The following is a 13,366-nucleotide window of genomic DNA, read 5'->3' as shown; positions in this document are numbered from 1 at the left end:
GGCAATGGGGAGGTCGGAACCGGTTAGGAGGCCGGGGCGAAGCCGCGGATGTAGGGCACGACGTTCTGCGGGTGCATCGTTACGTTCACGTTCTTTGCGGTGAAGTAGACGGTGTCGGCCACGAACCAGGGCTGGAACCAGGCCTCCTTCACGAGCCACCGGTTGACGTCCTGCAGTGCGCTCGCGTAGGCGGCGTCATCCGAGGCGGTGCGGGCCGCATCGATGTGCGCTTGAAGCTCGGGGTTGGTGTTGTCGAACACGTTCCACACACCCTCGGGCAGGATGCTCTTCTGCACGTCCCACCACGGGTCTCCCGCGGTCAGGCGCATCCAGAACGCCGAGTACTTGCCCGACTGGATCGCGGTGATCCAGGAGTCGTTGGGCACCTTGTCCCAGGTGACGCGGATGCCGACCTCGCCGAGCTGCTGCTCGATGATCGGGTTTGCGGCCACCGAGGCGTTTTCCGGCAGGAGGAGGTCGAAGCCGTTTGCATAGCCGGCCTCGGCCAGGAGCGCCTTGGCCTTCGCCGGGTCGTACGGGTAGGCGTTATCCAGCTCGGGGACGTGGGCAACGCTCGTGGTGTTGAACACCTGATCGGTCGCGGTACCGAAGCCCTGCTGGATGCTCTTCAGGATGCCCTCGGTGTCGATCGCGTGGTTGATCGCTTGGCGGACGCGGGCATCACCCATGGCCGGGGTGACCGAGCCGTCACGGTCAACGAGCAGCAGGCCCTCGCGGTCCAGCGGCTGCTGGGTCACGTTGAGTCCGGCTGCCTTCGCCTCGGCGACGGTGGCGGGGGAGCCCGATGCGCCATCGATCTGGCCGGCCTTCAGGGCGTTCATGCGGGCGGTGGCCTCGGCCATCGGCTTCAGCTCGATCGTGTCGTACGGGAAGGCGTCCTTGTTCCAATAGTCCGGGTTGCGGGTGTAGGAGTAGACGGTGCCCTGCACGGTCTTCGCCGCATCCAGCAGGTAGGGGCCAGAGCCCACGGGCTTCGTGGCGAAGTCCGCGTTGTTCAGTGCGTCCGGGCTGCCCTGAGCGCCGGCCACGAAGGTGAGGTAGGCGAGCAGGGCGGGGTTCGGCTCCGAGAGGTGCAGCTCGGCCACATACTCGGAGGGGGTTTCGACCCGCTCAACGGTCGAAACCATCACGCTGTTCTGGCCGGTTCCGGCCTTCAGATGCTCGACGTTTGCCTTGACCGCGGCGGCGTTAAACGCGGCACCGTCCGAGAACTTGACGTCCTTGCGCAGTTCGAGGGTGAGCACCGTGTGATCGTCGTTGTAGGTCCAGGAGGTGGCGAGGCCGGGCTGAATCTGGGCGTCCTTATCCATCAGCAGCAGGGTGTCGTACACCGGGAGCCAGTACTGCGCGCGATGCCCGTTTTCGAGCAGCGCGGTATCAAACGAGTTGTTGTCCTGACCGATGGCCAGGGTGAGCGAGGTGGGGGCGGCACCATCGCCGGATCCTCCGCCGGGGGTGCCGGGGGTGCCGGCGCACGAGGTCAGAACGAGGCCGAGGCTGAGCGCCGCGGCGGCGACCACCACGAGCCGCGAGCGGCGCGATCGAATGGGTTTCATGTTGACTCCTTTGTCACGGGTAGTGCGGGGGTTACTCGGGTGGCGGCAGCGACGGACATCATCGTTGTCGCGGGGAGGGGATTCCGGATGGCGGGCCGAGGGGGCCGGCGCCGCCATCCGGCGAGGGGCGAAGGTGGTGCCTAGGCCAGGGTGAGATCCAGCGACTCGATCAGTTCGGTCATGTTCTGCAGCGGTGCAAATCCGTGGTCGTCCAGCGGGTAGGCGCCGGGCATGCGGCTGGCCGCGGTGATCGGCATTCCGGTGCGCTGGGCGAGCAGCTGCTTGGCCGAGCTCGGGTAGTTGACGTTGATCATCCGCTCGGCCACGGTCAGCAGGCGCTGCACGAGGCGGGTCTGCTCGTTGTCGGCGCCGTTCTGCGCGCACAGCCACACCACGAGCTCGGGGTACAGGCTTGAGGCGTACCCCGAGTGGCCGCGGCCACCGAGCGCCATCGACTCGATGACCGAGGAGATCTGACCGTTGTAGAGGCGCAGCGGGGTGCCCGCGGAGGCCTCGAGCTTGCGGGTCATATCCGGCACCGAGTGGCTGACGTCCTTGTGGAACACGAAGCGTCCGGTGTGGGCGGCCCAGCCATAGACGTTCGCCGGGATGAGGCGCTTCCACGGGGTCGGGCACTCGTAGAAGCCGAGCTTGATGTCGCCGGTTCCCTCGACGATGGTTTCGAGCTGGCCAGACCACTCGGCCTCGGAGGCACCGGGCTCGCCCAGGTGGTTGGTGAGGATCACCACGGCGTCGGCACCGGCGTCGTGCACCTTCTTGATCGAGGTGATCTCCTCGGCGGCGCTCTGACCGAAGGTGCCGGTGGCGACCACGGCGGCGCGGCCGTCGGCACGGGCCACGACGCGGCGGACGAGTTCGACGCGCTCGTCGGGGGTGAGGAACTCGACCTCGCTCGAACGCGAGTTTGTAAACAGGCCCTCGCAGCCGGCGTTGATGTACCAGTCGGTCACGCGGTCCACGCCGGCCCAGTCGATCGTGCGGTCGGCGTTCATCGGGGTCAGCATGACGGGCCATACGGCGTTGGTCATGAGTTTGTTGCTCGTCATCGAGGTGCTCCTTGGGTTATCGCGGTGCCCGGGGAAGGGCGAAGGTCGGGGTGCCAGCCCGGATGGGGCCGGCGAGTGCGGCACGCAACACCTGGGTCAAGCGTCCTTGCCGATCACATTTTCGACTGTAGAAGATTAATCAATGCTCAACAAGTACACTCTTGTGCTTTTTGCGGTCATAAATATAGGGTGTCTGCATGGACTTCAATGAGGACGTTTCAGAAATACGCGGGGTGCGCCTGCACGCCCCCCGCGTCGCCGCCCGACTCCCCACCGCCGAGGCTGCGAGTACGTTTGCCCGCCTGATTGCGAGCGGCACCGCGACCACCCGATCGGCGCTCGCCCGCGAAACCGGTCTGTCCCGCACCACCGTCACGACGGGTGTGGACTACCTGTTCGAGCGCAACGTGCTGCTCCGAGAGGGGGAAACTGAGACGCTCCCCGGCGGCCGCGGGCGGCCCTCCGATTCCCTGGCCCTGAACCCCGCCTACGGGAGCGTGCTCGTCGCCGATCTCGGAATCGCCTCGACCCAGATCTCGCTCTACGACATGGAGCAGCGCACGATCGCCTCGCGCTCGCTCACCCTGGATCTCTCGGCCGGCCCCGAAACCAGCGTGCCCGAGCTCGTGCGCGCCTGCGTCGCCCTGGTCAAGGAAAACCTGGAGCGCGTGGGGCCGCTGCGCATGTGTGTGATCGGTGTGCCGGGCCCGGTCGACGCCCGCCGCGGCGAAATGTCGCGCCCACCGATCCTGCGGGGCTGGACCAAGTTTCCCCTCGCCGACGCCTTTCGTCGTGGCCTCGGCTGCCCGGTCACCGTGGAGAAAGACGTCGGGCTGCGCGCGCTCGGGGAGGCGCGCTCGCGCCGCGGAACCGAACGCTCGCTGCCGCTGATCTATATCAAGGTGGCCTCGGGCATCGAGGCGGGCATCGTCACCGCCGATGGCCGGCCGTATCGCGGGGCGAACGACGCGGCCGGGGACCTCGGCCACGTCTGGAGTCGAGCCGCGGGCGATGCCCCCTGCACCTGCGGAAACACCGGCTGCCTCGCCACCATCGCCACCACCACGGCGCTGGTACGGCTGCGCAACGAGGAACTCGGGCTCACCGATGCGGGCCTCGACGAGTTTGAGGAGGCCGTGCGCCTCGGCGAGCCGGTGGCCGTGCGCATCCTGCGCGAGGCCGCCTCCGCCGTGGGCGAGGCCGCCGCCGGGATCGTCAACTTCTTCAACCCGGCGCGCATCGTACTCGGCGGCTCGATTGCCGCCGTCAGCGACGACATCCTCTCCGGGGTGCGCGGTGCCGTGTATCAGCGCTCGCTGCCGCTTGCCACGCACACGCTCGAGGTATCCATGCCACATCACGGCCACCTCTCCGGTGCCGCGGGCGGGCTCGTGCTCGCCCTCGAACGGATCTTCGCGGCGGAGTCCCTGGACGCGGGATCCTGCGGGATCGGGCTGCCGAGAACCGGCCCGATCACGGTGCCGGAGGCCGCGCGGCGGTAGCCAGCTCCGGCACTCAGCTCACTCTCGGTCGCAATGTCGGGGGTGAGTGGGACAATGGAAGCGTGAGTAAGCAGGATGGGCGTGAGCGGGTGGTCTCGGCGGTAGACGCCGACGATAGCGAGACCCCCATCATGCACATCGATATGGACGCCTTCTTCGCCTCCGTGTCGCTGCTGAATCGCCCCGAAGACGCCCATCGCCCGGTCGCGATCGGGCACGTGGCGGGGCGCAGCGTGGTCTCCACCGCCAACTATGCGGCCCGCCGCTACGGGGTCAACGCGGCCATGCCGATGGCCCGGGCGCTGCAACTGTGCCCAAACCTCCTCGTGATCGAGCCCGATTTCACCGCCTACCGGCACTACTCCGGCATCGTGATGAACATCTTCCGCGAGATGACACCCATGGTCGAGGTCCTCGGCATCGACGAGGCCTTCCTCGATGTCTCGGGCGCGCGTCGCCTTCTGGGCAGCCCCACCGAGATCGGGCACGAGATCCGGCGTCGGGTACGGGAACAGACCGGGCTCGCCTGCACCGTGGGCATCGCCGCCACCAAGTTCGTGGCCAAGATCGCCTCGGGTAAGGGCAAGCCGGACGGCCTGCTCGTGATCCCGAAGTCCGAGACGGTCGCCTTCCTTCGCCCGCTGCCTATCCGCGCCCTCTGGGGAGTGGGGGCGAAGACCGCGGAGTCCCTCGAACGTCTCGCTCTGCGCACGGTGGCCGATGTGGCCGATGCCCCCGAGCGTCAGCTCGTGCGTGCGGTGGGCCCCGCCACGGCCCTCAAGCTGCAGCAGCTGGCTCGCGGGCACGACCCGCGCCGGGTCGAACCCGCGGTTGCGGCCGAGAAGAGCATCGGGCACGAGGTCACGTTTGAGCACTCGATCACCGACCCGCGGGCGATCCGACGCGAGCTACTCGGCCTGAGCGACCGCGTTGCGGCGCGGCTGCGCGCGGCCGAGATGTCGGCGCGCACGGTCGCGATCAAGGTGCGCTTTGACGACTTCACCACCCTCTCGCGCTCGCGCACCCTCGCCGAACCCACCCACGTGGCCCGGCGCATCTACGAGGAGGCCAGCGATATGGTGGATGCCCTCGAGATCGCCGGCCGGCCGGTGCGCCTGATCGGTGTGCGCGGGGAACAGCTCCAGACCGGAACCGATCCGCGTGCCGCCCTCTGGGATCCCGACGAGGAGTGGCGGGAGGCCGAAACCACGATCGACTCGCTGCGTGCCCGGTTTGGCTCCGCCGCCATCATGTCGGCCTCGCTCCTGGACCGCGCCGCTCCGACCCCCTCGGTGCCGCCACACGGCATCGTCCGCGACCACATCGAACCCTACGATCACTAGGCCCCGCTCCAAAGCGCCGCCCCCTCATCACACCCTGGAGTACCCGTGTCACTGCCCGAAAACACCACCCCCGCGCGCGAAGAATTCGTCTACGTCTCGCCCGAGGACCCGCGCGCGCTGCCGCTCTTTACCGAGCTCGCCGAGGAGTACGATCAGCGTTACGGCAGCATTTTTGGTGAGCCCGCCTCGGCCGAGCTGTACCGCTATCCGGCCGAGACCTTCCTGCCGCCGCTCGGTGCCTTCGTGCTCCTGCTGCGCGACGGTGTGGCCGTGGCGGGCGGCGCATTCAAGATTCTTGACGACCGCACCACCGAACTCAAGCGCATCTGGGCGTCTTCGGCCCACCGCCGGCAGGGCCTCGCCAAGCGGGTGCTCACCGAGCTGGAAGACGAATCGCGTCGCCGCGGATACGTCCGCTCGTATCTGACCACCGGCCCGCGTCAGCCCGAGGCCGTGCGCCTGTACCTCGGTGCCGGCTGGACGCCGCTGTTTGACGTCGACGCCACCGCCGACGAGATCGGCGTGTACGGTTTCGCGAAGTCGCTCACCGAGGCACCGCTCGAGGCCGAGGACATTCAGCGGGGATACGATGCCGAGCGCGCCGAGGCACGCGTGGCATTTAGCCACCTGCTCTCCGGGGAAAGCACTGCGGCCTAGCCGCGGCAGCCGATCCTATCGCCGGGCGTCGAGGGCGAACAGACTCGGTGCTTCGCGATCCTGCACCAGGTCGGCCAGATAGGTGCCGACCACCGGGGTGAACTTGAAGCCGTGCCCGGAAAAGCCCGCGCCAACCGCGACCGGGCCGATTCGATCGATCACAAAGTTCGAATCCGCGGTGGTTGTGTACGTGCAGCTGATCTCGGTGAGGCTTTCGGCGTCGGCACCGGGCAGCCAATCGCGCGCATAGCGGCGAAGGTTTTCGAGCTGCCCGGGTTCGCTGCGATACGTGCGGCGATCCGGGTCGATGAGCGGACCGACTCCGTGCCAGCCCGCCTTGATGCCCTGCCCCGGAGTCTGCATGCCGTACACGGGGGTGTGCCAGTATCCGTAGCGCTCATCGCCGGGTGCGGGCGTGTGGTTGAATCCTGGCCAAATCAGGCCCGGCTCACGCTCGGCAAAGTGGGCGGGCTGCTCCTGCGTGACCGTGAGGGTGGGCAGCGCGAGGGCGTCCCCCAGAAGCCGGGTGGTCCAGGCACCCAGGGTGACCACCGCGCGCCGAGCCTCGATGATCTCGGGGTCGGCGATCCGTTCGCCATCGGGGCCCTGCCGCACCACCTCGATGCGCACGCGGTCCTCCCCGAGCACCGTGATACGGGTGGCGCGGGAGCCGTGCCGTACCCGGGCGCCGTGCGTTCGGGCCGATTTCTGGAGTGCGGCCACCGCGGCGTCGGCGTTGAGTCGCCCGGCCTGCGGGGTGTAGAGCACGCGCTGATCGAATCGGATGCCGGGCCAGCGCCGCCCCGCCTCGGCGAGATCGAGGAACCGGGCGTCGAATCCAAACGTGGGAAGCATCTCGGCCACCGCATCGAAGGCCGGGTTGTGTCCGTGATTGACCACCCCCACCTGATCAAGCAGCGCGGTTCCGGTCTCCGCCTCGAGCTCGCGCCAGGCGGGTAGGGCCGCGGCGAGCATGTCGAGGTACACCGGCTCGGCGTAGGACAGGTTGAAATTGCGCGAGGCCCCGTGGGACGCACCCCGCGTGTGACCGGGGAAGAACCGCTCCAGCAGGATCACCTCTATGCCGCGGCGGGCCAGCTCGCGCGCCGCGGCGGAGCCCATCGCCCCGCCGCCGACCACGACGGTGTCGACGGTCTCGGTCATCGAGACTCCGCCGCGGTCCCGATGAGCTCGGGCTCAAAAACCTCGGACCTCACCCGTGCAATTTCGGCCGCGTGCGCGAGGAGGGCTCGGGCGACTCGATCATTTTCGCGGAACGCCACCGCGTTTGTGCGTGGGCGCGAGAACGCACCTACAAACGGCGAGTTCGTGTACGGGCCGATGGCATAGCGCCGCTCGGAGGGTGTGCCCGAGGAGCGCACCACGCGGCGATCCGCCGCGCGCACGGTGAGCCGTCCGGTGGCCGCGGACTGGATGGTGGTGTTCACCCCGCCGATGTTACCGGGCGGTGCCTCGGGATCGCGTGCGATCTCCTCGATTCCATGGCCCGATCCGAGCAGGTTCAGCAGAATCTCGCTGTCGCTGCGGGCGATACTGGTGTCGGGCAGGCGGGCATCCACCAGTGCGGTGGCGGTCACGATGCGCTGGTGGTTCGCGCTTCCCGCACGGAACACCCCGCCCACCTCGTCGGTATCAACCCAGATTTCACCGCCCAGGAAATCGACGATGCCCGCCTCCGAGAGCGCAAGCAGCTCCTCCAGCCGGTGTGCGGGCGGGCCGCTCGCGATGAAGGAGAAGTAGCCCTGCCACCAGCCGTGAATGTCGGAAACCCGGGAGTTCGCGGTCCACTTCGGCGAGGCCACCAGCTCGGCAAAAACGAACATCGAGGTCAGGATCGAGAGAAACAGGCCCAGCGTGGCACTGTGCTCGGGGCGGGTGCGCAGCGTGAGGTCACGCCGAATGTACGCGCGCACCGCCGCCTGAAGATCCTCCGCGGTGTCGAACCGGGCATCGGCGAGGGGGCGATCCAGTTCGGGTAGGAACAGGCGATCAATCTCGTGCGGCACCCGGGACTCGATGAGTTCGGTCAGTGCCCGGGCTTCGGCGCGCAGCCGTGCCTCCTCGGCGGGGTCGGTGCCCCGCGGAACGGGATGCCCGCTCGTGCGACCGGCGGTAGTGCTGGCCCGGGTACCGGCCGTGGCATCGGCGGCGGTGCCGGTCGCGGTGCCGGTCTTCTCGGCGGCCCCGGCCGAGGGGCCCGCCAGGATCACCGCTCGCGGATCGATGCCCTCGTACGCGCGGGCGAAGTCCTGCCAGCTGCCGGACACCCGATCCGCATGCCCGGTAAAGAGCTCGCGATAGTAGCCCCAGAGCATGTCCTTCGCGATCAGGGGCCAGATGTCTCGCCCGAAGTCGAGCGATTCGCTGTGGGCCTCGAGCTCGGCGGCGATTGCGGGCGTGAGAAAACGCGGGGCGGGAGCCTCGCCAACGATGGCCGAACCAATCTTGGAGTGATATGGCACCCCGCGGCGGGATCCCACAACGATTTTTGGTTCCTCGCCGGAGGGCACATACGTGAGCGATCCGCCGTCTTCGGAACGCACAAACTCGCCGCCGCGGCCCTCCGTGAGCAGCACGATGAGGTCCACCGCGGCGAGGCCAAACCCGCGCACCAGCACCCGCTCGCCGGCCGCGATCGGGCGGGTATCCGCATCTGCGGTGAACGCCGGCGGGAGGTAGTAGCGATCGTGGCGCGCGGCGAAGTCGGCGAGCCGGGCGTGCGCGGGTTCGGCGGTCACCCCGGTGTGGCCGAGGGAGTAGAGCACGAGATCCGCGGTGAGTTCGGACCCATCATCGAGACGGACGCGCTGCCGGGTGTCCGCGGTGTCCTCTACGTCCAGTGCACGCGCCCGGTGCTCGCGTACGCTGACATCCACCCCCAGCTCGGCGAGGGCGCCCTCAAAGAACCAGCGTAGATACAGGCTCTGCAGCCTGCGGGTGGGGAAGCTGGCCGGCCCGAGCGCCCGCACCTCGCGCCACAGCGCATCGTCGAGACCGGCTGCGCCACCAGGCCCCGCCGCGGGCAGGGTGATTTCGCCCGCACTGACCCGCGCCGCCCACTCCACCAGCGCGGGGCCGGGACGCACCGGGCCCTCGATTGTGGAGGTCTCATCGGTGAACATCGTGACGTCCGCCGCCATCGAGTTCAGCTTCAACAGCGGAGACTGGGCAAAGCGCCAGATACGCCCGGGGCCGGCCGGATGCGGATCAATCAGGTGCACCTCGAGGGGTGTTCCGGGCGTCCAGAGCTCGTCAAGATTCGCGGCAATCCGCTCGATAACGCCCACCGCGCGCGGCCCGGCACCGATCACGGCGATCGAGACGGCGGGGGAGGACGGGGACGAAGTGATGGGGTCTGACATTCCAGCAGGCTAATCACCCCGCGCGAAAAAATCCGCTGTGTGACCTCCCACGCTGGCGCGTGACGAACTGTGAATGGGGGCCATTGTCGAGCGGCGGAATCCGGTGTTAGCGTCTCGCAACCGCACCACGACCGGCCAGGCTGATCGCGAGTGAACCACCGAAACGGAAAGGAAAGACCGTGCCCATCGAATTTCTCGGCATCGCCGCACTCAATGATGGAAGCGAGACCCGTGCACGCAGCGGCGCCAGCTTCGACAAGGACTTCACGCTGCGTTTGGCGCGAGCTCACGAGGACAACGGCTGGGACCGCATCCTCTTCGCCTACCACTCGGGCTCCCCGGATCCCGCGACCATCGCCGCGTACGTGGCCTCGAAGCTCGATCACCTGAAGCTGCTGCTCGCGCACCGCCCGAACGTCTCGGCACCGACCTATGCGGCGAAGGTCATCGCGACCCTCGACCAGATCAGCGATGGTCGACTGAACGTGCACATCATCACCGGTGGATCCACCGCCGACCAGGCCGCCGAGGGCGACTTCCTCAGCAAGGACGAGCGCTACGCCCGCACCGGGGAGTACATTCAGATTCTGCGTCAGGCCTGGACCAGTCACGAACCGTTCAGCTTCGACGGCGACCACTACCGAATCGAAAACTTCGTGAGCGACATCTGGGCGGCCCAGCCCGGCGGCCCGCAGGTTTCCTTCGGGGGCTCCTCGCCCGCGGCCTACGCGATCGGCGCCGCGCAGAGCGACATCTACGCGCTCTGGGGCGAGCCGCTGGCCGACACCGCCGAGCAGATAAAGACCGTGACGGACGCGGCGCTCGCCGCCGGGCGCACGCAGCGGCCGAAGATTCAGGTGGCGTTCCGCCCGATCCTGGGCGCAACTGAGGAGCTGGCCTGGGAGAAGGCCGAGCGCATCCTCGGCCAGATCCAGAGCCGCACCAGCGCGCTACCGGCATCGTTCGCGGGTGACCTTCGTAACCCCGAAAACTCCGGTTCGCAGCGGTTGCTGTCGATCGCCGATCGTGGCGATCGCTTCGACCGCGCCCTGTGGACGCCGGTTGCCGCCGCCACCGGTGGCCGCGGAAACTCGAATGCGCTGGTGGGCACCCCGGAGACGGTCGCGGCCGCTCTGCTCGACTACATTGACCTGGGCGTGGACATCATCTCCGCCCGTGGATACGACTACGTGGACGACACCATCGACTTCGGTCGCTACGTGATTCCGCTGGTGCGAGCCGAGGTTGTCCGCCGTGACGCCGCCGCCGAAAAGCCCGCGGCACCCGCTGCCGATTCGGGTGAGACCCGTGACGCTGCTTGAGGGGCGGCACCAGCCCGACGCTGACGCCTCGGCCGGGAGCACCCAGCCCCGCGAGGAGTTTGTCTACGTCGCACCCGATGATGCGCGTGCGAGGCCGCTGTTGACCGACCTCGAGCGCGAGTATGACGCGCGCTACGGAGACATCTTCGGTGAGCCGGCCTCGGTCGAGCTCAGTCGGTATCCGGCCGAGGAGTTCAGCGCACCCCGTGGCGCGTTTGTCCTCCTGCTGCGCGACGGCGTGGCCGTGGCCGGGGGAGCCTTCAAGACGCTGGATGAGCACACCACCGAGCTCAAGCGCATCTGGACCGCGGCCGAGCATCGCCGCGAGGGTCTCGCCCGCCGCGTGGTGTTCGAGCTCGAGGAGGAATCGCGCCGCCGAGGCTTCACCCGCTCGTATTTGACCACCGGGCCGCGTCAGCCCGAGGCGGTGCGACTCTACCTCTCTGCCCACTGGACCCCGCTGTTTGACACCACCGAACCGCCCGAACGCGTGGGCATCCACGGCTTCGCGAAGTCACTCACCGACGAGCCGCTGAACGTTGAGGAGGTGCGCGCCCGTCACGACGCTGAGCAGGCGGAGTTCCGGGCCCACACCCCCGAATTCGCCGCGCGGCTCGCCGCAGAAGCTGCCGAAACCGCTGCTGCGCCTGCCGAGGCCGTAGCTGCCGCCCATCAGGCCACCCCACTCGCTTCGGCGACCGACTCACCCGGAGCTTCCTCATGACCGCCCTTGCCCAGAGACCCACCGACGCGCAGCCGCCGGGCACGCTCCCCGACGGCATCGATGCCCATCGGCTCTCCGAACGCCGCGTGGTACCGCTACGCCATCCGCTGCGCTGGGTGATCACCGGGCTCGTCCTGGTGCTGCTGCTCAACTTCGCGCAGACCCTGTTTACCAACCCCTCCTGGGAGTGGGAAAAGGTCGGGGTCTGGTTCTTTAGCCCGCCGATCCTGAAGGGGCTGCAGCTCACCATCATCGCCACCGCGATCAGCACCGTGGTCAGTTTCTTCGGCGGCATCGTGGTGGCGCTGGCCCGGCTCTCGGGCAACCCGGTTCTCACCACGCTCAGCTCGTTCTATATCTGGCTGTTTCGCTCGGTGCCGCTGCTGCTCGTGCTGGTGTTCCTGTTCAACCTCGGTAACCTCTACCCCGAGATCGGCGTGGGCATCCCGTTTGGCCCGCAGTTCACGGTGAACACCGTGGCCACGCTGACGCCGCTGGCGCTGGGTGTGATCGGCCTGAGCCTGTCTGAGATCGCCTACAGTGCCGAGGTGGTCCGTTCCGGACTCCTGGCGGTGGATCAGGGCCAGCACGAGGCCGCCGATGCGCTTGGAATTCCCAAGCACCGGCAGTTCACGCGGATCGTGCTGCCGCAGGCGCTGCGCTCCATCGTGCCGGCCTACGTCAACCAGATCATCGGGCTGATCAAGGCCAGCTCGCTGCTGTACTACGTTTCGCTGCTCGACCTCTTCGGGATCGCCCAGAACCTCGGCAGCACCTACCCGACCGACGTTATTCCGCTGCTCGTGGTGGCCACTATCTGGTACCTGATCCTCACCAGCGTGATCGCAATCGTGCAGTACTACATCGAGCGCTTCTACGCCCGAGGTTCGGTGCGGGTACTCCCGCCGACCCCGCTGCAGCGCCTGCGTAAGGCCCTCGGTTGGAACCGCGCGAAGGTGAGTGCAGCATGAGCCAGGCTATTGCCGTCCATAACGCCACCAAGTCGTACGGTGACAAGACCGTCCTCCGCGGCGTCGACTTCAGCGTCGAGGCGGGCACCGTCACCGTGATCCTCGGCCCCTCGGGTTCGGGAAAGTCCACGCTGCTGCGGGCGATCAACCACCTGGAGAAGCTCGATGAGGGCTTCGTCTCCCTGAACGGCGAACTGATCGGAGTGCGGGTCAAGGGCACCCGACTCAAGGAGCTGCGGCCGAAGGACATTCTCCGCCAGCGTGCGAAGATCGGGTTCGTCTTTCAGAACTTCAACCTGTTTCCGCACCTCACCATCCTCGAAAACGTCACCGAGGCTCCGATTTCGCACGGGGTGAAGGCCGCCGAGGCGCGCGAGAACGCCCGGGCCCTGCTGGCCCGGGTGGGGCTCTCCGAGAAGGAGGCCGACTATCCGCGGCAGCTCTCCGGCGGGCAGCAGCAGCGCGTGGCCATCGCGCGGGCGCTGGCCCTGGACCCCGACGTGATCCTGTTTGACGAGCCCACGTCTGCGCTCGATCCCGAGCTCGTGGGGGAGGTCCTGGCCGTGATTCGAACCCTCGCCGGCAGCGGCAAAACCCTCATCGTGGTGACTCACGAGATCGGGTTTGCCCGCGAGGTGGCCGACCGGGTCGTGTTCATGGATGAGGGCGCGATCATCGAGGAGGGCACCCCCGACCAGGTACTCACGCGCCCCGCCCACCCCCGCACCCAAGACTTCCTGAGCAAGGTGCTCGCCTGAGTATCCGTTCAGGCTGCGCACCCGCAAGCGTGCGTGGCCGCACCCGCGGCATCCACCAGTAG

Annotated in this window: 11 protein-coding genes; 7 read left to right on the top strand and 4 right to left on the bottom strand. The window is 68.0% G+C overall.

The features are described from left to right. Positions 1-23: 23 nt before the first annotated feature. Positions 24-1,577: an ABC transporter substrate-binding protein gene (locus tag D9V32_RS11300; protein ID WP_183086288.1), complete on the bottom strand. Its 1,554-nt coding sequence runs from the start codon at positions 1,575-1,577 to the stop codon at positions 24-26. A gap of 140 nt (positions 1,578-1,717) precedes the next feature. Further along, the gene (locus D9V32_RS11295; protein ID WP_121649006.1) at positions 1,718-2,644 is read right to left on the bottom strand and encodes a dihydrodipicolinate synthase family protein; all 927 of its coding nucleotides are present in this window, start codon (positions 2,642-2,644) and stop codon (positions 1,718-1,720) included. A 197-nt stretch (positions 2,645-2,841) separates the two neighbouring features. On the opposite strand from D9V32_RS11295, the gene D9V32_RS11290 reads away from it, so the two are divergent. The 3 genes from D9V32_RS11290 (at position 2,842) to D9V32_RS11280 (ending at position 6,146) form a co-directional block, all read left to right on the top strand. After that, positions 2,842-4,146, top strand: coding sequence for an ROK family protein (locus D9V32_RS11290; RefSeq protein WP_121649005.1), 1,305 nt, complete (start codon positions 2,842-2,844; stop codon positions 4,144-4,146). A gap of 62 nt (positions 4,147-4,208) precedes the next feature. Continuing rightward, positions 4,209-5,489, top strand: a complete 1,281-nt coding sequence (gene dinB, locus D9V32_RS11285) for a DNA polymerase IV (RefSeq protein WP_121649004.1) — start codon at positions 4,209-4,211, stop codon at positions 5,487-5,489. 45 nt (positions 5,490-5,534) lie between these two features. Beyond that, positions 5,535-6,146, top strand: a complete 612-nt coding sequence (locus tag D9V32_RS11280; protein ID WP_220700700.1) for a GNAT family N-acetyltransferase — start codon at positions 5,535-5,537, stop codon at positions 6,144-6,146. Between the two features lie 15 nt (positions 6,147-6,161). Here the strand turns inward: D9V32_RS11280 and D9V32_RS11275 are convergent, their stop codons facing one another. Beyond that, on the bottom strand, positions 6,162-7,310 hold the full coding sequence (locus tag D9V32_RS11275) for an FAD-dependent oxidoreductase (RefSeq protein ID WP_121649003.1): 1,149 nt from the start codon (positions 7,308-7,310) through the stop codon (positions 6,162-6,164). Next, positions 7,307-9,529 (bottom strand): FAD/NAD(P)-binding protein, encoded by a 2,223-nt coding sequence (locus D9V32_RS11270; protein ID WP_121649002.1) that lies wholly within the window; start codon positions 9,527-9,529, stop codon positions 7,307-7,309. Before D9V32_RS11270 ends, D9V32_RS11275 begins: the two co-directional genes overlap by 4 nt. A gap of 179 nt (positions 9,530-9,708) precedes the next feature. Here D9V32_RS11270 and D9V32_RS11265 point away from each other — a divergent pair, with 179 nt between their 5' ends. Genes D9V32_RS11265 through D9V32_RS11250 form a run of 4 tightly spaced genes read left to right on the top strand, consistent with a single transcriptional unit; the run spans position 9,709 to position 13,304 of the window. Beyond that, positions 9,709-10,851, top strand: coding sequence for an LLM class flavin-dependent oxidoreductase (locus D9V32_RS11265; protein WP_121649001.1), 1,143 nt, complete (start codon positions 9,709-9,711; stop codon positions 10,849-10,851). Further along, entirely contained in the window at positions 10,838-11,575 is a 738-nt protein-coding gene (locus D9V32_RS11260; protein ID WP_245982276.1) for a GNAT family N-acetyltransferase, read from the top strand. Before D9V32_RS11265 ends, D9V32_RS11260 begins: the two co-directional genes overlap by 14 nt. Next, complete coding sequence (locus D9V32_RS11255) at positions 11,572-12,546, top strand: amino acid ABC transporter permease (protein WP_121648999.1); 975 nt, start codon at positions 11,572-11,574, stop codon at positions 12,544-12,546. Before D9V32_RS11260 ends, D9V32_RS11255 begins: the two co-directional genes overlap by 4 nt. Then, positions 12,543-13,304: an amino acid ABC transporter ATP-binding protein gene (locus D9V32_RS11250; RefSeq protein ID WP_121648998.1), complete on the top strand. Its 762-nt coding sequence runs from the start codon at positions 12,543-12,545 to the stop codon at positions 13,302-13,304. The genes D9V32_RS11255 and D9V32_RS11250 overlap by 4 nt, the downstream gene beginning before the upstream one ends. Positions 13,305-13,366 lie beyond the last annotated feature (62 nt).

It is taken from the genome of Mycetocola tolaasinivorans (genome assembly GCF_003667565.1).
In the GTDB taxonomy this organism is placed as follows: Bacteria; Actinomycetota; Actinomycetes; order Actinomycetales; family Microbacteriaceae; genus Mycetocola; species Mycetocola tolaasinivorans.
Note: the sequence above shows the minus strand (reverse complement) of the source record. Positions and strands in the feature narration are given on the sequence as shown.

Bases quoted from the DNA above. Each gene is read 5' to 3' on its own strand.
- D9V32_RS11290 (WP_121649005.1), top strand. From the start codon at position 2,842: ATGGACTTCAATGAGGACGTTTCAGAAATACGCGGGGTGCGCCTGCAC.
- D9V32_RS11250 (WP_121648998.1), top strand. From the start codon at position 12,543: ATGAGCCAGGCTATTGCCGTCCATAACGCCACCAAGTCGTACGGTGAC.
- D9V32_RS11270 (WP_121649002.1), bottom strand. From the start codon at position 9,529: ATGTCAGACCCCATCACTTCGTCCCCGTCCTCCCCCGCCGTCTCGATC.
- D9V32_RS11295 (WP_121649006.1), bottom strand. From the start codon at position 2,644: ATGACGAGCAACAAACTCATGACCAACGCCGTATGGCCCGTCATGCTG.
- D9V32_RS11300 (WP_183086288.1), bottom strand. From the start codon at position 1,577: ATGAAACCCATTCGATCGCGCCGCTCGCGGCTCGTGGTGGTCGCCGCC.
- D9V32_RS11255 (WP_121648999.1), top strand. From the start codon at position 11,572: ATGACCGCCCTTGCCCAGAGACCCACCGACGCGCAGCCGCCGGGCACG.
- D9V32_RS11275 (WP_121649003.1), bottom strand. From the start codon at position 7,310: ATGACCGAGACCGTCGACACCGTCGTGGTCGGCGGCGGGGCGATGGGC.